15 protein-coding genes and 1 tRNA gene are annotated in these 17044 nt (G+C 56.4%); 10 read left to right on the forward strand and 6 right to left on the reverse strand.

Going from position 1 to position 17044, the window contains the following annotated elements:
• Positions 1 to 95 precede the first annotated feature (95 nt).
• A complete protein-coding gene (rhlB, locus tag ACJJJA_RS18155) occupies positions 96 to 1628 on the reverse strand; it encodes an ATP-dependent RNA helicase RhlB (protein WP_444902967.1) in 1533 nt (510 codons plus the stop codon).
• Positions 1629 to 1677: 49 nt separating this feature from the next.
• Complete coding sequence (locus ACJJJA_RS18160; RefSeq protein ID WP_252083021.1) at positions 1678 to 2295, reverse strand: HvfX family Cu-binding RiPP maturation protein; 618 nt, start codon at positions 2293 to 2295, stop codon at positions 1678 to 1680.
• A 126-nt stretch (positions 2296 to 2421) separates the two neighbouring features.
• Here ACJJJA_RS18160 and ACJJJA_RS18165 point away from each other — a divergent pair, with 126 nt between their 5' ends.
• From ACJJJA_RS18165 to ACJJJA_RS18175, 3 genes are all read left to right on the forward strand, one after another.
• Entirely contained in the window at positions 2422 to 3135 is a 714-nt protein-coding gene (locus ACJJJA_RS18165) for an alpha/beta fold hydrolase (RefSeq protein ID WP_444900045.1), read from the forward strand.
• A gap of 216 nt (positions 3136 to 3351) precedes the next feature.
• On the forward strand, positions 3352 to 4743 hold the full coding sequence (locus tag ACJJJA_RS18170) for an MATE family efflux transporter (protein ID WP_252083023.1): 1392 nt from the start codon (positions 3352 to 3354) through the stop codon (positions 4741 to 4743).
• 86 nt (positions 4744 to 4829) lie between these two features.
• Positions 4830 to 6332 (forward strand): succinylglutamate desuccinylase/aspartoacylase family protein, encoded by a 1503-nt coding sequence (locus tag ACJJJA_RS18175; protein ID WP_444886983.1) that lies wholly within the window; start codon positions 4830 to 4832, stop codon positions 6330 to 6332.
• Positions 6333 to 6336: 4 nt separating this feature from the next.
• On the opposite strand, the gene ACJJJA_RS18180 is transcribed toward ACJJJA_RS18175, so the two are convergent.
• The 4 genes from ACJJJA_RS18180 to hemA are packed head-to-tail and all read right to left on the reverse strand — an operon-like array spanning position 6337 to position 10507.
• Positions 6337 to 7242, reverse strand: a complete 906-nt coding sequence (locus ACJJJA_RS18180; RefSeq protein ID WP_444886984.1) for a cation diffusion facilitator family transporter — start codon at positions 7240 to 7242, stop codon at positions 6337 to 6339.
• 39 nt (positions 7243 to 7281) lie between these two features.
• The gene (gene prmC / locus ACJJJA_RS18185; protein ID WP_444902968.1) at positions 7282 to 8112 is read right to left on the reverse strand and encodes a peptide chain release factor N(5)-glutamine methyltransferase; all 831 of its coding nucleotides are present in this window, start codon (positions 8110 to 8112) and stop codon (positions 7282 to 7284) included.
• Positions 8113 to 8150: 38 nt separating this feature from the next.
• Entirely contained in the window at positions 8151 to 9233 is a 1083-nt protein-coding gene (gene prfA, locus ACJJJA_RS18190; RefSeq protein WP_252083027.1) for a peptide chain release factor 1, read from the reverse strand.
• Positions 9230 to 10507: a glutamyl-tRNA reductase gene (gene hemA / locus ACJJJA_RS18195; RefSeq protein WP_444884013.1), complete on the reverse strand. Its 1278-nt coding sequence runs from the start codon at positions 10505 to 10507 to the stop codon at positions 9230 to 9232. Before hemA ends, prfA begins: the two co-directional genes overlap by 4 nt.
• Before the next feature lie 234 nt (positions 10508 to 10741).
• On the opposite strand from hemA, the gene ACJJJA_RS18200 reads away from it, so the two are divergent.
• The 7 genes from ACJJJA_RS18200 to pth all read left to right on the forward strand — a co-directional run bounded on the left by ACJJJA_RS18200 (position 10742) and on the right by pth (position 16933).
• On the forward strand, positions 10742 to 12550 hold the full coding sequence (locus ACJJJA_RS18200) for a tetratricopeptide repeat protein (protein ID WP_444886986.1): 1809 nt from the start codon (positions 10742 to 10744) through the stop codon (positions 12548 to 12550).
• Positions 12534 to 13172, forward strand: a complete 639-nt coding sequence (lolB, locus tag ACJJJA_RS18205; RefSeq protein WP_252083030.1) for a lipoprotein insertase outer membrane protein LolB — start codon at positions 12534 to 12536, stop codon at positions 13170 to 13172. Before ACJJJA_RS18200 ends, lolB begins: the two co-directional genes overlap by 17 nt.
• A gap of 64 nt (positions 13173 to 13236) precedes the next feature.
• Positions 13237 to 14139, forward strand: a complete 903-nt coding sequence (gene ispE, locus ACJJJA_RS18210) for a 4-(cytidine 5'-diphospho)-2-C-methyl-D-erythritol kinase (protein WP_444886987.1) — start codon at positions 13237 to 13239, stop codon at positions 14137 to 14139.
• Between the two features lie 10 nt (positions 14140 to 14149).
• Positions 14150 to 14224: transfer RNA gene (locus ACJJJA_RS18215), tRNA-Gln, on the forward strand.
• A gap of 363 nt (positions 14225 to 14587) precedes the next feature.
• Positions 14588 to 15517: a ribose-phosphate pyrophosphokinase gene (locus ACJJJA_RS18220; RefSeq protein WP_286037025.1), complete on the forward strand. Its 930-nt coding sequence runs from the start codon at positions 14588 to 14590 to the stop codon at positions 15515 to 15517.
• 190 nt (positions 15518 to 15707) lie between these two features.
• A complete protein-coding gene (locus ACJJJA_RS18225; RefSeq protein WP_252083033.1) occupies positions 15708 to 16331 on the forward strand; it encodes a 50S ribosomal protein L25/general stress protein Ctc in 624 nt (207 codons plus the stop codon).
• Between the two features lie 5 nt (positions 16332 to 16336).
• On the forward strand, positions 16337 to 16933 hold the full coding sequence (pth, locus tag ACJJJA_RS18230) for an aminoacyl-tRNA hydrolase (RefSeq protein WP_444884009.1): 597 nt from the start codon (positions 16337 to 16339) through the stop codon (positions 16931 to 16933).
• Positions 16934 to 17044: the final 111 nt, after the last annotated feature.

Consider the following 17044-nt stretch of genomic DNA (forward strand, 5'->3'; position numbering starts at 1 on the left):
AACTGATGCACTCATTACTTATTAAGTAGATAAGGTATGTTTCCAATTACTAGAAACGCCAATAGGCCTTTAGCGGCCTATTAGCTTAGATGGAGTCAATGACGAGAACGCCCCCGGCCACCACCGCGACGGTTACCGTGCCCTCCACGATGGTCCCTATCACCACCACTGCGACGCACTTCGACTCTCGGGGGTTCCTGTAGTAGCTCTTCCGGTGGGACTTCACATTTGAGCTTCTGCCCCAGTAACTGCTCGATCGGCTCCAGACGCATAGCATCATCCTCACAGGCAAAGCTGATCGATGTTCCAGTCTTGCCAGCACGACCGGTGCGGCCGATGCGATGAACGTAATCCTCAGGCTCTTCGGGAAGCGTGAAGTTCACCACATGACTAATGCCGTCGATATGAATACCGCGCCCGGCCACATCCGTGGCTACCAACACCTTGGTTTTACCCGACTTGAAGTCGTCGAGAGTGCGTACACGCTTGTTCTGTGCCACTTCGCCGGAGAGTAGACCGGCGGAAATGCCGTGGGCGAGCAGGTGTTCATGCAAGCGGCGACACTGGTCACGGCGGTTGGCGAAAACAATCAGACTGTCCACCTCATCTCGCTGTAAAATATTGTAGAGGAGTGCGTACTTCTCCTCACTAGCGGCCAGATAGACATGCTGCTCGACGGAATCGGTGGCCACTCGTTCAGGTTCGATTTCTACCACTACCGGCTCTTCGGTCCATTGCTCCACTAAGTCATCAACTTCGGGGGTGAAGGTGGCAGAGAAAAACATGGTTTGGCGATGAGTCTTGCGAGGTGTCTGGCGTACAATCCTACGAACCTGGGGAATAAAGCCCATATCCAGCATGCGGTCGGCCTCGTCGATCACCAGCACTTCCACTTGATCCAGGAAGCAATCGCGGTTGCCGACAAAATCCAATAGGCGCCCCGGTGTCGCCACTAGAATATCCACTAATCGCTCATTCAGATTGCGCTGTTGCTTATCGTAATCCATCCCCCCCACCAGGGTATGGATTTCCAAGTCGGTGTATTTGCACAACGCCTTGGCATCATCGGCGATCTGCATTACCAACTCGCGAGTGGGAGCGATGATCAGGGCGCGGGCTTCACCGGCGTAACGCTCACCATCAAAGGGATGACGCAACAGATCATCAATAACGGTAATTAGGAAAGCTGCGGTCTTGCCAGTGCCTGTCTGGGCCTTGCCCACCAGGTCGTGGCCATTCAGGGTGTGAGGTAGAGAATGGCCCTGGATTGGCGAGCAGTACTGGAAACCCAGGTCGTGAATACCGCGCATTAACTCCGGCGGCAGGCCCAGGTCATGGAAGCGGACCTTACCCTCTTGCTCTGGAACCTTGAAATCACCCAAGGACCAGGGCGTTGCCGGGGCCTCCGGCTTAGGAGAGCGAGAACGCTGACGTCCCCTCTGGGAACTTTTGCCGCCGCTCCGGCGCGAACCTCCCTCGCTCTGGCCAGATTTCCCCTCGGCTTTTTGGCCTCCACGAGGCTTTTTAGAGGGATTCTGGCCACTTTTACGCTGCTGGGAGTGCTCGTCTCCCTGGTGGGGAGTCTTCTCCTCAGAGGAGGAGGAACGGCGGAACAACTTTCCTATCAAGTGAAATACTCGCTCAAATGTTCAAATAATCGGCGAGTATACCACCACTCTAGGTGGATTCTCGCCCACTACAGTGGCGGCACAGCCAATAATCAATACTAAAGAAGCGCCCCGCCCCACTACATAACAGTGCCAACAGCATAATGAAGTAGGTCGCAGAAAACTCTATGCCGTTCTTCAGAACAGTAAAACTACCCTTCTCGGATAACCACTCATAGTTGCCGTGCTCTTTTAGGAGTTCTATAGCCTTCTCTTTGCGAGTGATGGCTTCATCAATCAGGTCCTCGCGCCACTCCCAAGGAGCAACCAGAGTTTTATCAGGCAGGGCTGACCACCCATTCTCCCAGTGTGCGGTAAACGCCGCCACTGCCATCACAAACATTAAGGGGATCGCCACCAACCTAGTGGCAAACCCCAGTAGGATGGCAATACCGCCAAAAAACTCCGTCAATGCCGCTGCCCAAGCCATAAACAGTGGTGCCGGCAGGCCAAGACCCCAGTCGGGGTTACCAAACCAAGCGGCCACACTATTGATATCCCCCATTTTATTGAGGCCCGCCAAAATAAAAATCGGCGCCAAATAAATCCGCAGTGCCAGAGGCCCGAGCCAGTCGATTTTCTGCACCCAATGCACAAAGCAGCCATACCAACGACCCAGGGTATTCATAACAGAACCATCCTTTTCACTCTCTTTTCAGTATATGTGTTCACTTTAGTCGAGCGGCCCAGGCATCTCTTACACTGCCTCCAACTAAGCTTGTTCTTCCGAATCGCGGAATGGAGTAAATGCATAGTGAATACCTACGTACTGGTTCATGGCCTATTTCTCGGGGGATGGTGCTGGGGCCCCGTAGCCAGGCTGCTGACTGCCAACGGACACCGGGTATTCACCCCCACCCAGACAGGCCTGGGAGAGAGACGTCATTTACTTTCACCCACAATAGGTATGGATACTTTTATCCAAGACCTGGTGAACGTAATCGAATTTGAGGAATTAAACCGGGTGATTTTAGTGGGGCACAGCTTTGGGGGCATGGCGGCCGCCGGCACCGCTGACGCACTTCCCGAGCGCATTCGCCATCTCGTTTACCTGGATGGTGCCATTCCCAATCCCGATCACGCTTTTGCCGAACAACTACCGCAAGATATCCTCGCACAACGCCTGGCAGAGGCAAAAGAAATTCACGGCACCCGCTGTTTTTTACCGATGGATCCAGCACAAATGGGGATTAAGAGTCAGGATGTTCAAAATTGGCTGCGCCGGCATATGACCCCTCACCCCGTGAAAACTTATTTGGATCCCATCCAAATGAGACTCCCACCCGAGCAAGGACCGGCCTGCACTTTTATTCGCTGCACCAAGCCCTACTACCCCCCAGCCAATGTAAGCGGTGAACGCGCGCAAAAGATTCCCGGCTGGCACTACCGAGAAGTTGCCGTCAGCCACGGTTGTATCTTTCTCACACCGCACAAAGTCGCCAGATTATTGCAGGAAATTCCTCTGTAGCCGCTGGGAGAAAACTTGATTTAGCCGTAGAATATTCCGCCTTTATGGCGACGGGAAATTCTTGCTGTCAGCTCCCATCCAGCTCCCCCGCTCTGCTTTAAAGATCATTTGGCACAACCGACTGCCTCAATAACATTTTCTGCCCAGCCCCGGCTGAACTTGGCTGATATACCAAAATCATCGACAGGCTCTGCCTTAATAAACTTGGTTTTTCCCTTGCTCAAGATTTACCGACGCGCCATCTCCACCGAACTCTCCCACCTCACCACACTGGGGGGCCCCTTAGTAGTCAGTAACTTGGCAGTGGTGAGCATGGGCGTTGTGGATACCATTGTCGCCGGTAACGCCGGGGAGGTAGACCTGGCCGGCTTGGCGCTGGGCTCAAGTATTTGGGCTGTATGCGCAGTCACCCTGATCGGCCTGCTCGCTGCAGTATCCCCGGTTGTTGCCCACTTGCGCGGAAGTCGCGATGAGGAAGGTTGTGCAGCCCAGTTACACCAAGCTCTCTGGATTGGCTTGATCGGCGGCATATTAGTGCTACTTGCCCTACTCGCCGTGCCTGTGTGGAGCCAGTGGATCAAAACCGAGGAGCCTGTTCGACAGGTTTTACAAGGTTATATCCTGGCACTCACGGTAGGCACCCTACCCTTTGCCCTCGGAACCGCCCTGCGCGGCTATTGTGAGGGTATGGGACAGGTGCGCCCAGTCATGCGTATATATCTGGCCGCCGCCCTGCTTAATATCCCCCTGGATATTCTCTTTGTATTTGGCGCCGGCCCTATACCTGCTATGGGCGGTGCCGGCTGCGGCTGGGCAACCGCAGCGGTAAGTACTCTGATTGCTATCGCCCTGTTTTGGCACGCCGCCACAGATCCGGTATACCACCAACTCAAGCTAAAATTGATACCGCCCAGGCCCAACTGGCCCATTTTGAAGCATCTTTTGGCTGTAGGACTGCCGGTATGTGTCGGCGCTGCCAGTGAGGTCACATTTTTTGCCAGCTTGACGATTCTGCTCGCACCCTATGGTGCAGCCATAGTGGCAGCGCATCAAATCGGCATGAGTATCGGCTCGATTTTTTACCTGGTAGCCCTGGCGCTAGCCCAGGCCCTGAGCATCCGTACGGCACACTTACTCGGCCAGAAGCGCCCCAAGCGGGCACTGTTTGCCGGTAAAGTGGGGATTGGTAGTGGCGTCGTGTATGCCCTCGGAACAGGTGTACTACTGATCACCTTTCGCCACCTGTTTGTACAGGCTTATACCAACAATGCGGAAATTATTGCAGTGGCAACCAACCTACTACTGCTCTGTGCCGCCTACCAATTGGTAGACGCCGCTCAAGCCATGGCCTGGGGAGCACTGCGAGGTTACAAAGACACCCGCGTTCCCATGTATATACAGCTGTTCTCTTACTGGCTGGTAGGGCTCTCCAGCGCCTATTGGCTGGGTGAAAACTTCTGGGGCGTTTATGGCTACTGGACTGGTGTCTGTATCGGCCTGGGCACCGCCTCAATCCTATTAGCGCTTCGACTGCGACGAACCAGCCGCAAAGCCATTGCCAAAACCTGGGGAATACAGGTTGGTTCACATTCCCAGGGAACGCTTTGACTATACTGGCGCTCCAAGTCCCCAAGCGTGCCGGGCAACAACAATAACCGGCACCGCCCGCACAAGCAGTTAACCGGAGTTACCCAATGATCCCGCGCCTTTTTCCCAACGGGCCCCGGCGCCTGTTGAGCCTTGCCCTGATTTTGGCCTCAGCCCAGACCTGGGCAGTGAGTGCCACCACCGGCGAACAAGAAAAACCCAGCGTGAAGGCACAGGAAAAAGAGCAGGAAGGCGTCATCTCAAAGGCGGAAAACTTGCAATTGGACCAGCCGGTGATTACCGAGCTGGGCCCACCCAGTGGCGCCGCGGAACCAATTATTGATACGCAGGCCAATGGGGAAGCCCCCCCTCAGAAATCACTGCCCCAGGCGGAAAATCTGCAGTTAGACCAACCCATCAATGAACTGGAAGCACCGCCTTCAAATAAAGAGCCGCAAACCAGGCCCACAGTAGATACACCCACTCAGCCAGAATCATCCCCTACCGGAAATACTTCTATGGAAGTAGAAAAGGCCAAGCCCCTGCGCTTGCTCGGTGCCGAGGTAACCCCGGCAACCTCCACCCGCCTGGCCTGGTCTCCCAGTCAACACTTTGAGGGTGTCTACAGCCCCACCGCCGTCCTGGTTGTCAACGGTGCCAAACCGGGACCGGTACTCTGCCTGACCGCAGCGGTCCATGGAGATGAATTAAACGGCGTAGAAACGGTGCGCAGGGTCATGTACGACCTCGATGCTGAACAGTTAAGTGGCGCGGTAATCGGCGTGCCTATCGTTAATCTGCAGGGCTTCCACCGCAGCTCACGCTACCTCACCGACCGCCGCGACCTGAACAGGCACTTCCCCGGAGACCCTAATGGCTCTTCTGCCTCACGGATTGCCAACTCCTTTTTCCACGAAGTCATCAGCCGCTGCAATGCAGTGGTAGACCTGCACACAGGCTCTTTTTACCGCACCAACCTGCCGCAGTTACGCGGCGACCTCACCAACCCCAGAATCGTGAAAATGACCAAAGGTTTCGGCTCCACTGTGGTACTCCACAGCGCCGGGGCCAAAGGCACCCTGCGTCGCGCCGCGGTGGATGCGGGTATCCCCACTGTAACTCTGGAGGCTGGCGCGCCGATGGTGCTGGACGAGCGCTCCGTTAGCCACAGTGTGAAAGGGATTCGCACCCTGCTTAACCAACTGGGTATGGTGAGCAAGTTCCGCCTATGGGGTGATCCCGAGCCCGTGTACTACAACTCCACCTGGCAGCGGGCTTCCACTGGCGGCATTATTTTTAGTGAGGTTCAGTTGGGAGAGTTTGTGCGCAAGGGAGATCTACTGGGCACAGTGACCAATCCCATCACCAATGTGCGCACAGAAATTCGCTCGCAGCACAACGGCCGTATTCTCGGCATGGCGCTGGATCAGGTGGTGCAACCTGGCTTCGCCGCCTACCACATCGGTATCCAGGCTCCGCAGGAACAAATCAGCCCGCCCGAAGAGGTCATCCCAGAAGAGGCGGCTGCACAAAAACCCCAATCTCCAGATGCCCAAAAAACAAGAGTATCCGACAATAGCGCCGCGGACCTCCAAGGGGACGAGGACTAGCCCGCTACTGCGGGCCACTCACTTTATCGATAATCCTGGGGCTGGGCTGCTCCAAGGGCTCCGGTTGCAAAGTGATATGCTCGATATCAAAGCGCTTGGTCAGGGTCCTCCTCAAGCGCTCCAACACCGCGGGCCAAGCACTTAAATCATCCACCACAATGTGTGCCGACAGAGAGATGGTGCTGGAATCCAGACGCCAAATATGCAGGTCGTGTACTGAGCGCACACCTACCTCCGCGGCCAGGGCTTCCCCCACAACTGGCAGGCTCAATTCCCGAGGAACACGCTCCATTAGCACATCCACCGCATCACGCAGCAGACGCACACAAGAAATCAAAATCAGAAAACAGATCAACAGCGATAACAGCGGATCAATCGGCACCCAGCCAGTAAAGTAAATCACCGCACCCGAAGCCAGGGCGGCTACTGAGCCGAGCATATCCCCCATCACATGAAGCAATGCGCCGCGAATATTGAGCGTGCGCTCGCCACGCAGTAGCACCCAAGCCGCCAGAATATTGATCAACAGGCCCGCTGCAGCTATCAACATCACCGTACTGCCGTGCACCGGTTGGGGACTGCGCAGGCGGTTGATCGCCATAAAGGAGATTCCCACAACAATCAGCAACATAATCAGGCCATTCGTCACTGCTGCCAATACTTCCGCACGCCCCCAGCCAAACGACAATTCACGGTCTGCGGGCTTTTTTGCCAGCACCGCAGCAATAGCACCCAGTGCCAGGGCAAAAGTATCCGTGAGCATGTGGGCGGCATCCCCGAGTAGCGCCAGGGAGCCCGACAGCCATCCACCGATGGCCTCAACAATTGAAAAACTAAGCGTCAGAATCAGAGCAATAATTAGCGGGCGGAGGGCGCCATTTCCATTGCGATGGTGAACGTGATCGTGCATGAGCTCCCTCCCTTTTAAATCCTAGTAATACCCGCCCGGCTAGTTTTTTCGCCCCAGGGTTATGCGCTCCCAGCCGGAATAGTCTTTGCGACTCTCCACCTCTCTGTAACCGGCAGCAATAAAAATTTCCCGTACGGATTCTGCCTGCTGCCAACCGTGCTCTACCATCAGCCAGCCGCCGTCTTGCAGAAAATTTCCCGCGCGATTGGCGATTTCTTCAATATCCGCCAGCCCATGGCGCTCAGCCACCAGCGCAGAGTGTGGCTCGAAACGCACATCGCCCTGGGCCAGATGAGGATCCGCTGCATCGATATAGGGGGGATTACTGACGATCAGGCCAAATTGCTGGGGCGGCAACTGGGCAAACCAATCACTTTCCAGGATCTGCACATTGGTGAAACCGAGGCGCCTGCGGTTATCCTCCGCTAACGCCAGGGCAGCGGGAGACTTCTCCGCCGCAATAATCTGCCATCCCGGTTTTTCCGAGGCCAATGCCAGGGCAATTGCCCCACTACCAGTTCCCAGGTCGAGTGCGCGCAATTTCTCTTGAGGGCAGAGTTCCAGCGCGGCTTCCACCAGCAGTTCAGTATCCGGGCGGGGAATTAATGTAGAGGCATCGACCCTCAAGGTGAGAGACCAGAACTCCCGCTCACCGGTCAAGTGAGCCACAGGTTCACCCTCTTTACGACGCGTCAGCAGTCCATCGAACTCACTCTGCTCACTCGTGCTCAGCTCGTACTCCGGCCAGGTATACAGCCAGCTGCGCTCACGGCCGAGAATATGTGCCAACAGGACCTCTACGTCGAGTCGCGCTGACTCGCTGTCGATAAGCTCAATACTGCGGGCGAGATTATCCTTCACACTGCTCATAGGAAAACTCTACCCAATATCGCCACACAACACGGCAACTACTGCCCCATCGCCGCCAGCTGATCCGCCTGGTGTTCGGTACGCAGCGGCTCAATCACCTCTTCCAGGGCACCCTGCATCACTTCATCGAGCTTGTACAAGGTCAGACCGATACGGTGATCGGTTACACGCCCCTGGGGGTAGTTGTAGGTGCGAATGCGCTCGGAACGATCGCCGCTACCCACCAGGCTACGACGGGCATCAGAGATCTCCTGTGCAGCAGCCGCCTCTTGCTCGCTGGAAAGCTTGGCCTGTAATAGTGCCATCGCCTTGGCCTTGTTTTTATGCTGGGACCGCTCGTCCTGACACTCCACCACGATGCCGGTGGGTAGGTGCGTCAGGCGCACAGCGGAGTCGGTTTTGTTGACGTGCTGACCACCAGCTCCCGAAGCGCGGTAGGTATCCACACGCAGATCGGCCTTATTGATCTCGATCGCATCGCGCTCGTCTGGCTCCGGCATTACCGCCACGGTACAGGCGGAAGTGTGAATACGCCCCTGGGATTCGGTTTCCGGCACTCGTTGCACACGGTGTGCACCGGATTCAAACTTCAGCCTGGCGTAAACATCTTCACCGGCCACACGGGTGATAATCTCTTTGTAACCGCCGTGCTCGCCAGCATTCTCACTGACAATTTCAATACGCCAGCCCTGTTTTTCTGCGTAACGCGAGTACATACGGAAAAGATCGCCGGAAAAGATCGCCGCTTCGTCACCGCCGGTGCCAGCGCGAATTTCCAGGAAGACATTCTTGCGGTCATTGGGGTCCCGGGGCAGCAGCAGGGTTTGCAGCTCGCGCTCCATGGGCTCCACCTGGACCTCTGCCTCACGCAGCTCCTCCTGGGCCATTTCACGCATCTCGGGGTCGCTCTCGCCAAGCATTTCCCGCGCCGCAGCCATATCCTCTTTCAGCTGTTTGTAACGGCCGTAACACTTGACCACTTCTTCCAGCTCGGAGTACTCCCGCGATAGCTCACGGAACTGATCCTGATCGGAAATTATGCTGGCGTCACCAAGCAGCGCGGAAACTTCTTCGTGGCGCTCCTGCAGATTCTCCAGCTTGTTCAATAGGGATTCTTTCATTTCTGTTTTTTCTCTAATTCGGTATCGGCGAGATCATCGAGCCCCACCACTTCGCGGGCGATACGCAGCCGCTCCAGATCGCCATCCGCAGTCGCTTTTTTCAGGCTGATCGTGGGAGCATGGATCAATTTATTGGTCAGTGAACGGGCCAGCTGCTCCAGCAGACGCCTGGGGTCATCGCCCTTATCGAGCTGCAGCAGTACCCGCTCAAGTTCGGTGCCACTTATCTGCTGTGCGCGCTGGCGGTAGCTGCGAATCGTGTCCACCGCTCCGAGAGCACGCCCCTCTTTGGTAAATTCCGCCGCAGCGCTATCTACAATTTCCCCGGCGGCCTCGGCGGCGCGTTCGCGGGAGCGCATCCCCTCATCGATCACGCCGCGCAGATCGTCAACACTGTACAGGTAGACATCGTCCAGCTCGCCGACCTCGGTTTCAATATCCCGTGGCACAGCGATATCCACCATAAACATGGGGCTGTGACGGCGCTTGCGCAGCGCGGATTCCACCGCCCCCTTCCCTAAAATCGGCAGCTGACTGGCGGTGGAGCTAATCACGATATCGGCGCGGGACAAGTGCTCGGGAATATCTGCCAACAGTATTGCTTCAGCACCAAAATTTTCCGCCAAAGACTGCGCGCGACTCAGAGTCCGATTAGCCACAATCAGCTGCTTAATGCCCTGATCTAACAGGTGGCGCGCCACCAGTTCCACCGTCTCACCGGCACCGATCAGCAGCGCAGTTTGTTGCTTCAGGTCGGTAAAAATACGCGAAGCCAAGGATACTGCCGCATAGGCAACAGAGACGGGGTTTTCACCAATCGCCGTCTCTGTGCGCACCTTTTTCGCCACGGTAAATACCCGTTGGAAAACCCGGTGCAACTCACTGCCGACACTGCCAGACTCCCGCGCCACCGCATAGGCGGACTTGATCTGACCAAGAATTTGCGGCTCCCCAAGGACCAGTGAATCGAGCCCACAGGCGACGCGCATCATATGGCGCACCGCCGCCTCACCACTGTGGATATAGCTGCAACCTCGCAGCTGCTCCAGCGGTACCTGATGATACTCGGCCAGCCACTGCAGCAGCGGCTCCGCCTCCACATTGCCGTAGATTTCGGTGCGATTACAGGTGGAAAGAATGGCGAGTTCCCGGCAGTCGAGCGCCTTACGCGCATCCCCCAGGGCACCGGACATCACCTCGGGTGCAAAAGCGACCCGTTCGCGCACCTCGATTGGCGCACTGTCGTGGTTGATCCCCAGGGTAACAATTGGCATAGAATTCCGTCGGCTAAATCTAGAGGCGCGTCATCCGCATTCGGGGCGCATTTTCACGGGCCACCGCTTTGCTTGCAAGCTGATGAGGCGGTTTAATTATGCGCTGATTTGAATAACCGGCCCAGGGCCCGCGCTCCAGAAGCGGATTCACGGCTAGAATTATATGGCGATAAACGTTTAAAACACGCCACTCTGACACTGCATCCCAGTAGCAGCCATGTATGGATACGATCTATGCTTCCACCCCGTCGTCCGCTCCCCCTCCTCAAAAACCAAACTCTATCACTCGGTGCGCTCTGCCTATCCCTCGTCTACCTACTGAGTGCCTGCGCCCAAATGCCGCCTGAAACGACAACCAATGAGGAAACCGAGCCTTCAGCTCGGGAACAGCATCGCGATGAAGGGACGGCCGCTGCCGGGGAGGATACAGCGCGCAGCTTCCCCATAGATACGTTTTACACACTGCTGGTAGCCGAAGTCGCCGGTATACGCGAACAGTACGATGTGGCCCTGGCCAACTACTACCACCAGGCTGAAGTTACTAAAGATGCAGGCGTGGCAGCGCGTGCAACCCGCATCGCACGCTTTCTCAATGCGCGTCAGGCCGCACTGCGTTCGGCACAGTTGTGGGCTGAGCTGGAGCCGGACAATGCGGATGCCCAACTGGCACTGACCGCAGAGCTCACCTTGTCTGGAGAGTTTTTAGAGGCCATGAAACACGCTGAGAGAGCGCTCGCTCTCGGCGGCAAAGCACCGATGCAATCTCTCGCCGCCACCGCCATCGGCCATCAACAACTCGATAAACAACTTCGTGCTGAATTTGCCCGGCTGGCTGAGGTTTACCCCAATAACGATGAAGTCGTTATGGCCTATGCCATGGTATTGCGTGATGCGAAGCAGTACAGGCGCGCCCTCGCACTGGTACGCCACATTCAGGAACAACACCCCGAACAAATCGATGCACCGCTGCTACAAAGCCATCTTTTGGTGGACTTGGATAGACGCAACGAAGCCATTCAATTATTGGAAAATTTAGTCAAAATTTATCCAGAGGAAACCCGCCTGCGCCTACAATACGCGCGCCTGCTTATTCGCGAAGACCTCAATCTTGCTCGCCAACAATTCGCCGAATTAGTTAAACAGCGTCCAGAGGACGGCAACCTGATTTTATCCCTGGCGTTGATTCACTATGAAACCAACCAGCTCGGTGAAGCCAAACCCCTGCTCGACCGTCTACTGGAACTAAAACAACACGAATCGGCGGCACACTTTTACCTGGGCGGACTCGCGCAGAAGCGGGGTGACAACGACACTGCCGCCGCACACTTCCAACAAGTGCAACCCGGCAACGATTACGTGGAGGCCATTACCAAGGGCACCAAGCTACTCGCAGTCAGTGGTAAACACCGTGAAAACAGCCTGTGGTTTGCCAAGTTGCGAGAGCGGCACCCCGGACAGGTAGAACATTTTTTCCTGATGGAGGTCGAACTGCTGCGCAGGAATGGTGAGCCACAGATGGCCCTACAAGTGGCAGACCAGGCCATTTCTAAACTGAGTAACAGCGGCCGCCTGATGTATAGCCGCGCCCTGCTCAACGATCAGTTGGGCAATGCCGCAGCGTTTGAGAAGGACCTACGTACACTACTGGAACGCGACCCGGATAACGCCACGGTATTAAATGCACTGGGCTACAAACTGATCGACGATGAGACCCGCCGCCAGGAAGCCCTGCAACTTATCAGCCGGGCTCTGGAGCTGGAACCGGAGGATCCAGCCATTATCGACAGTATGGGCTGGGTGCAGTACCGTCTGGGGAATTATCGCGACGCGGAAAAATATTTGCGCAAAGCCCTGGAAAAACTGCCGGATCACGAAATCTCTGCCCACTTGGGTGAGGTGCTCTGGGTCCAGGGGGATCGCGAAGCGGCCCTCAAAGTCTGGAACGATGGGCTGGCCGCCAATCCAGAGAGCAAAATTATTCCGGCTGCGATGAAACGACTGCAAATCAAAGAAACACTGGAACAACATGTATCCGACAACTGACGCCGCTACCCGTAAGTTTTATTTACTCCTGGCAACAGCATTGACTCTGCTGATCTCCGCCTGTGCTGGCCAAAAGACCAAAGAGCCCGTTGCTCAGGAGCCCCCCGGCGAAACTGCAGCTCCCACCTCGGTAGCCCAACTCAAGCAGTGGACTATCAAAGGAAAACTCGGAGTGCGCTCTCCGGCAGATAACGGCAGTGCCAATTTGACCTGGCAACAGAGTGGCCCGCAAAATTTTCGTATTCACCTAAGCGGCCCCTTGGGTGCTGGTACCACGATAATTTCCGGTTCCGCTGGCGGTGTCAGTCTGGTGCGCGGCAATGAAGCGCCGGTAGTCGCCCGCGATGCCGCCCAACTCACCCAGCAAACTCTGGGCTGGCCGCTGCCGGCTAGGGAAATGTTCTACTGGGTACGCGGTCTTCCCGCGCCTGGGCCAAGAGGCGCTGAAAAACACAACGGCCAGGGCGAGCTACAGAGCCTGCAACAATCCGGCTGGTCCTTGCGGTTCAGCGATTATCGCCAAAACGGCCCTTACTTACTTCCCACACGTATTAAAGCCCAGACCAACGGTGCCGCCGGGCCGGTACAAGTCACTCTGGTAATTAAGGACTGGGCTTTTTAAATGCCGAAGCCCCGGCATGCGGGTATGATGCGCCCAACAGAATTAACCGGCCCAACATTCCCGCATGCTGACCTTACCCGCCCCCGCAAAACTCAACCTGATTCTGCGTATACTCGGCCGTCGCCCCGACGGTTACCATGAACTACAAACTCTCTTTCAAATACTCGATTATGGCGACAGTCTTGAGTTCTCCCTGCGGGACGACGGCATTATCCGTGTGGATGCAGGCGCTTTGGATGTTCCCGAGCAGGACAACCTGGTCTATCGCGCAGCTCTGCTGCTGCGTCAAAATATGCAGTGGCAGAATAAATCGCTTCCCGGTGCAGATATCCGCCTGAGTAAAAAGTTGCCACACGGTGGCGGTATCGGCGGCGGCAGTAGCGACGCAGCCACTACTCTGCTCGGTCTCAACTATCTGTGGCAGTGCAATCTATCCATCGATACCCTCGCAGAGCTTGGCCGGCAACTCGGCGCAGATATTCCAGTATTTGTGCGAGGGCACACCGCCTGGGCCGAAGGTGTTGGAGAAAAACTCACACCACTTTGCACAGAAAAACGCCACTATTTAGTCCTTGCTCCCGGTTGCCAGGTGAGTACCGCAAAAATTTTTTCCGATTCCCGTTTGACAAGAGATTCCGACGCAATTACATTAGCGGCCCTTCGCGAGGGGCAGCTCAATGAAACGCCACTCAGCAGTAAAAAGCTGGAAGCTTTTTCCGGTAACGACTGCCAGGAACTTGTTGAGAGTCTCTACCCTGAAGTTCGCGATGCCCGAGAGTGGCTGCAGCAATTTGCGCCAGCACAACTCACCGGCACCGGAGGTTGCGTTTTTGCCGCCTTCGGAACTGAGCAAGCAGCCCGATCGGCACTTGCCAGGCTACCGCGAAAATGGCAGGGTTTTGTTGCGGCCGGTGTACAGACTTCACCGACACATCAGCAGCTCGCGAAATTAACCTCAAGCAATTGAGGAAAGATACTGGGGCGTAGCCAAGCGGTAAGGCAGCGGGTTTTGATCCCGTCATGCGAAGGTTCGAATCCTTCCGCCCCAGCCATTTTCCTTTTATACAGTGGCACCAGCAAAAACCGGTTCCGACATGTTTCAGTCGACACTGACCCAACCGGCCGAGGCCACTCGTAGCGGGCTACAAAAAGCCTACCCCCGAATTCTAAAGAATAATGTCGAAGGCAGTTTTGCATGCAACTCCCTGCCGTCGACCCGGAGGCTTTCCGAATATCAAAGCAACCACCTGGGTGACCAGGAGCCACGGCCAGCACATTTAACAGCTTCGCTATCCGCTCTATCGCCCCCTATAAAAAGTGGTGCTATCGCATCCTAACTGCTAGCAAATTATGCCGGCATCTACACTTCAACTCACTTCAAGACAGAATTAAAGGAACTCGCAGTGGCTGACTTAATGGTCTTCACCGGCAACGCAAACCCGGAACTGGCGCAGAAAATTGTCGACCATATGGCGATCCCCCTGGGCGAAGCCACGGTCAAGCGCTTCTCCGACGGCGAGATTGCAGTTGAAATTACCGACAACGTACGCGGTCGCGACGTTTTCGTAGTGCAATCCACCTGCCAGCCCACCAATCGAAACCTGATGGAGCTAATCCTACTGGTTGACGCCCTGCGCCGCGCCTCAGCCGGCCGCGTTACCGCAGTGGTTCCCTACTTCGGCTACGCCCGCCAGGACCGTCGCGTGCGCTCCCAGCGTGTACCAATTTCCGCAAAAGTGGTTGCCGATATGATGGTGAGCGTGGGTATCGACCGCGTACTGACTGTCGATCTGCACGCCGAGCAGATTCAGGGCTTCTTCGATGTGCCTGTGGATAACGTTTACGGCTCTTCCGTGTTGCTCGACGATATCGAGCGCCAGAAGTACCAGAACCTGGTTGTGGTATCCCCCGATATTGGCGGTGTTGTTCGTGCCCGCGCCGTGGCCAAGAGCCTCGACTGCGACCTAGCCATCATCGACAAACGCCGCCCCGCCGCCAACGTTGCCGAAGTGATGAACATCATCGGTGAAGTTAGTGGCCGCACCTGCCTACTGGTAGACGATATGGTCGACACCGCTGGCACTTTGTGCAACGCCGCCAACGCCCTGAAAGAGCACGGCGCCGAGAAAGTTGTCGCCTACTGTACCCACCCAGTACTTTCCGGCAATGCCATCAGCAACCTGAACAACTCCGTTCTGGATGAGCTGGTGGTTACCGACTCCATCCCGCTGGGTGACAAAATGGAAAAGGCTCCAAAAATTCGCCAGCTGACCTTATCTGCCATGCTGGCCGAGTCCATGCGCCGTATCAGCAATGAGGAATCCCTCTCTGCGATGTTCCGCTAAGGACTCCTTATCGGCAAATAGAAAAGTGCCCCGCAGCAGCGGGGCACTTTGCGTTTGGGACTGATTCCCGTAGAATACGCGCCCGCCCGGCACTGCCGGGCTATTACTTCTGGGCAAGCGCCCAATTTACACTAACGCCAGAGCGGTCCGGTCGCAGGTCTCTCTGGACAGACAACCCGAGGTTTTACCCATGTCTGATATCAAACTGAACGCCATTGCCCGCAGCGATGAAGGGAAAGGTGCGAGCCGCCGCCTGCGTCGCCTGGAAGGCCGTGTACCCGGCATCGTTTACGGTGGCGAAGTTGAGCCGCAGTCCGTATCCCTGCTGCAAAAGGACCTGTTCAAGGCCCTGGAAAACGAAGCTTTCTTCTCCTCCATGCTGACCATCGACGTCGACGGCAAAGAAGAGAAAGTTATTCTGCGCGATCTGCAACGTCACCCTGCAAAGCAGCTGCTTCTGCACATTGACTTCCAGCGCGTTTCCGCCAGCACCAAAGTACACGTGAAAGTGCCCCTGCACTTCCTCAACGAAGAAACCTGTAAAGGCGTTAAGGCCGGCGGCATCGTTTCTCACACCCTTACCGAGCTGGAAGTCAATGCTCCTGCCGGAAAACTGCCCGAGTTCATCGAAGTAGACCTGGCGGACCTGGAACTGGATGGCATCCTGCACATCTCCGACCTGAAACTGCCGGAAGGTGTTGAGTCTGCGGATCTGAGCCACGGCGAAGACCACAACCTGGTTGTAGCTTCTATTCACAAGCCTCGCGGCGCTGTTGAAGCTGAAGCCGAAGAAGCTGGCGAAGGCGAAGAGTAATCACCTTGGCTGCGGCACCGGATACTCCGATCCAGTTGATTGTCGGCCTGGGCAACCCCGGGCCGGAATACGACCGGACAAGACATAACGCCGGTGCCGACTTTGTTGTCGAGCTGGCACGCCGCCACGGCACTCAGCTCAGCTCCGACAGCAAATACCACGGCCTCACCGGCCGTGTGCGAATCGGCAACCGGGAAGTCCGGCTGCTGATTCCCACCACCTATATGAATCGCAGTGGCCAGGCTGTAGGCCCGCTGGCGAACTTCTTCAAAATTCCCCCGGAAGCCATATTGGTCGCTCACGACGAGCTGGATCTGGCCCCCGGTATCGCGCGCCTGAAAGCTGGCGGCGGTCACGGCGGACACAATGGCTTGCGGGATATTATTGCCGCTCTGGGCAACAACCGGGACTTTATGCGCCTGCGACTCGGCATCGGCCACCCCGGTAGCGCCAGCGAAGTGGCGCGCTTTGTCCTTCAGCGCGCCCCCAGGGCGGAACAGGAAACTCTGGCTGACGCCATCGATCACTCGATCGACGTGCTGCCCACCGCCGCCAGCGGCGACTGGGGCGCAGCCATGAAAACGCTGCACACCGCCAAATAGATCCCACCGGGCGGCTTGCCTTTTGCCCCGGAAATCTCGATAGTGTGCTGCGCCAAATTGCCGGTATTTTCCCGGCTGGCCCGGATCATTCGGAGGCCGCGCTACCCAGCC

The sequence above is a fragment of the Microbulbifer mixtoriginis (SeqCode) genome (assembly GCF_052466865.1).

Bases quoted from the DNA above. Each gene is read 5' to 3' on its own strand.
- ACJJJA_RS18160 (WP_252083021.1), bottom strand. From the start codon at position 2,295: ATGAATACCCTGGGTCGTTGGTATGGCTGCTTTGTGCATTGGGTGCAG.
- ACJJJA_RS18175 (WP_444886983.1), top strand. From the start codon at position 4,830: ATGATCCCGCGCCTTTTTCCCAACGGGCCCCGGCGCCTGTTGAGCCTT.
- ACJJJA_RS18180 (WP_444886984.1), bottom strand. From the start codon at position 7,242: ATGCACGATCACGTTCACCATCGCAATGGAAATGGCGCCCTCCGCCCG.
- prmC (WP_444902968.1), bottom strand. From the start codon at position 8,112: ATGAGCAGTGTGAAGGATAATCTCGCCCGCAGTATTGAGCTTATCGAC.
- prfA (WP_252083027.1), bottom strand. From the start codon at position 9,233: ATGAAAGAATCCCTATTGAACAAGCTGGAGAATCTGCAGGAGCGCCAC.
- hemA (WP_444884013.1), bottom strand. From the start codon at position 10,507: ATGCCAATTGTTACCCTGGGGATCAACCACGACAGTGCGCCAATCGAG.
- ACJJJA_RS18200 (WP_444886986.1), top strand. From the start codon at position 10,742: ATGCTTCCACCCCGTCGTCCGCTCCCCCTCCTCAAAAACCAAACTCTA.
- lolB (WP_252083030.1), top strand. From the start codon at position 12,534: ATGTATCCGACAACTGACGCCGCTACCCGTAAGTTTTATTTACTCCTG.
- ispE (WP_444886987.1), top strand. From the start codon at position 13,237: ATGCTGACCTTACCCGCCCCCGCAAAACTCAACCTGATTCTGCGTATA.
- ACJJJA_RS18220 (WP_286037025.1), top strand. From the start codon at position 14,588: ATGGTCTTCACCGGCAACGCAAACCCGGAACTGGCGCAGAAAATTGTC.
- ACJJJA_RS18225 (WP_252083033.1), top strand. From the start codon at position 15,708: ATGTCTGATATCAAACTGAACGCCATTGCCCGCAGCGATGAAGGGAAA.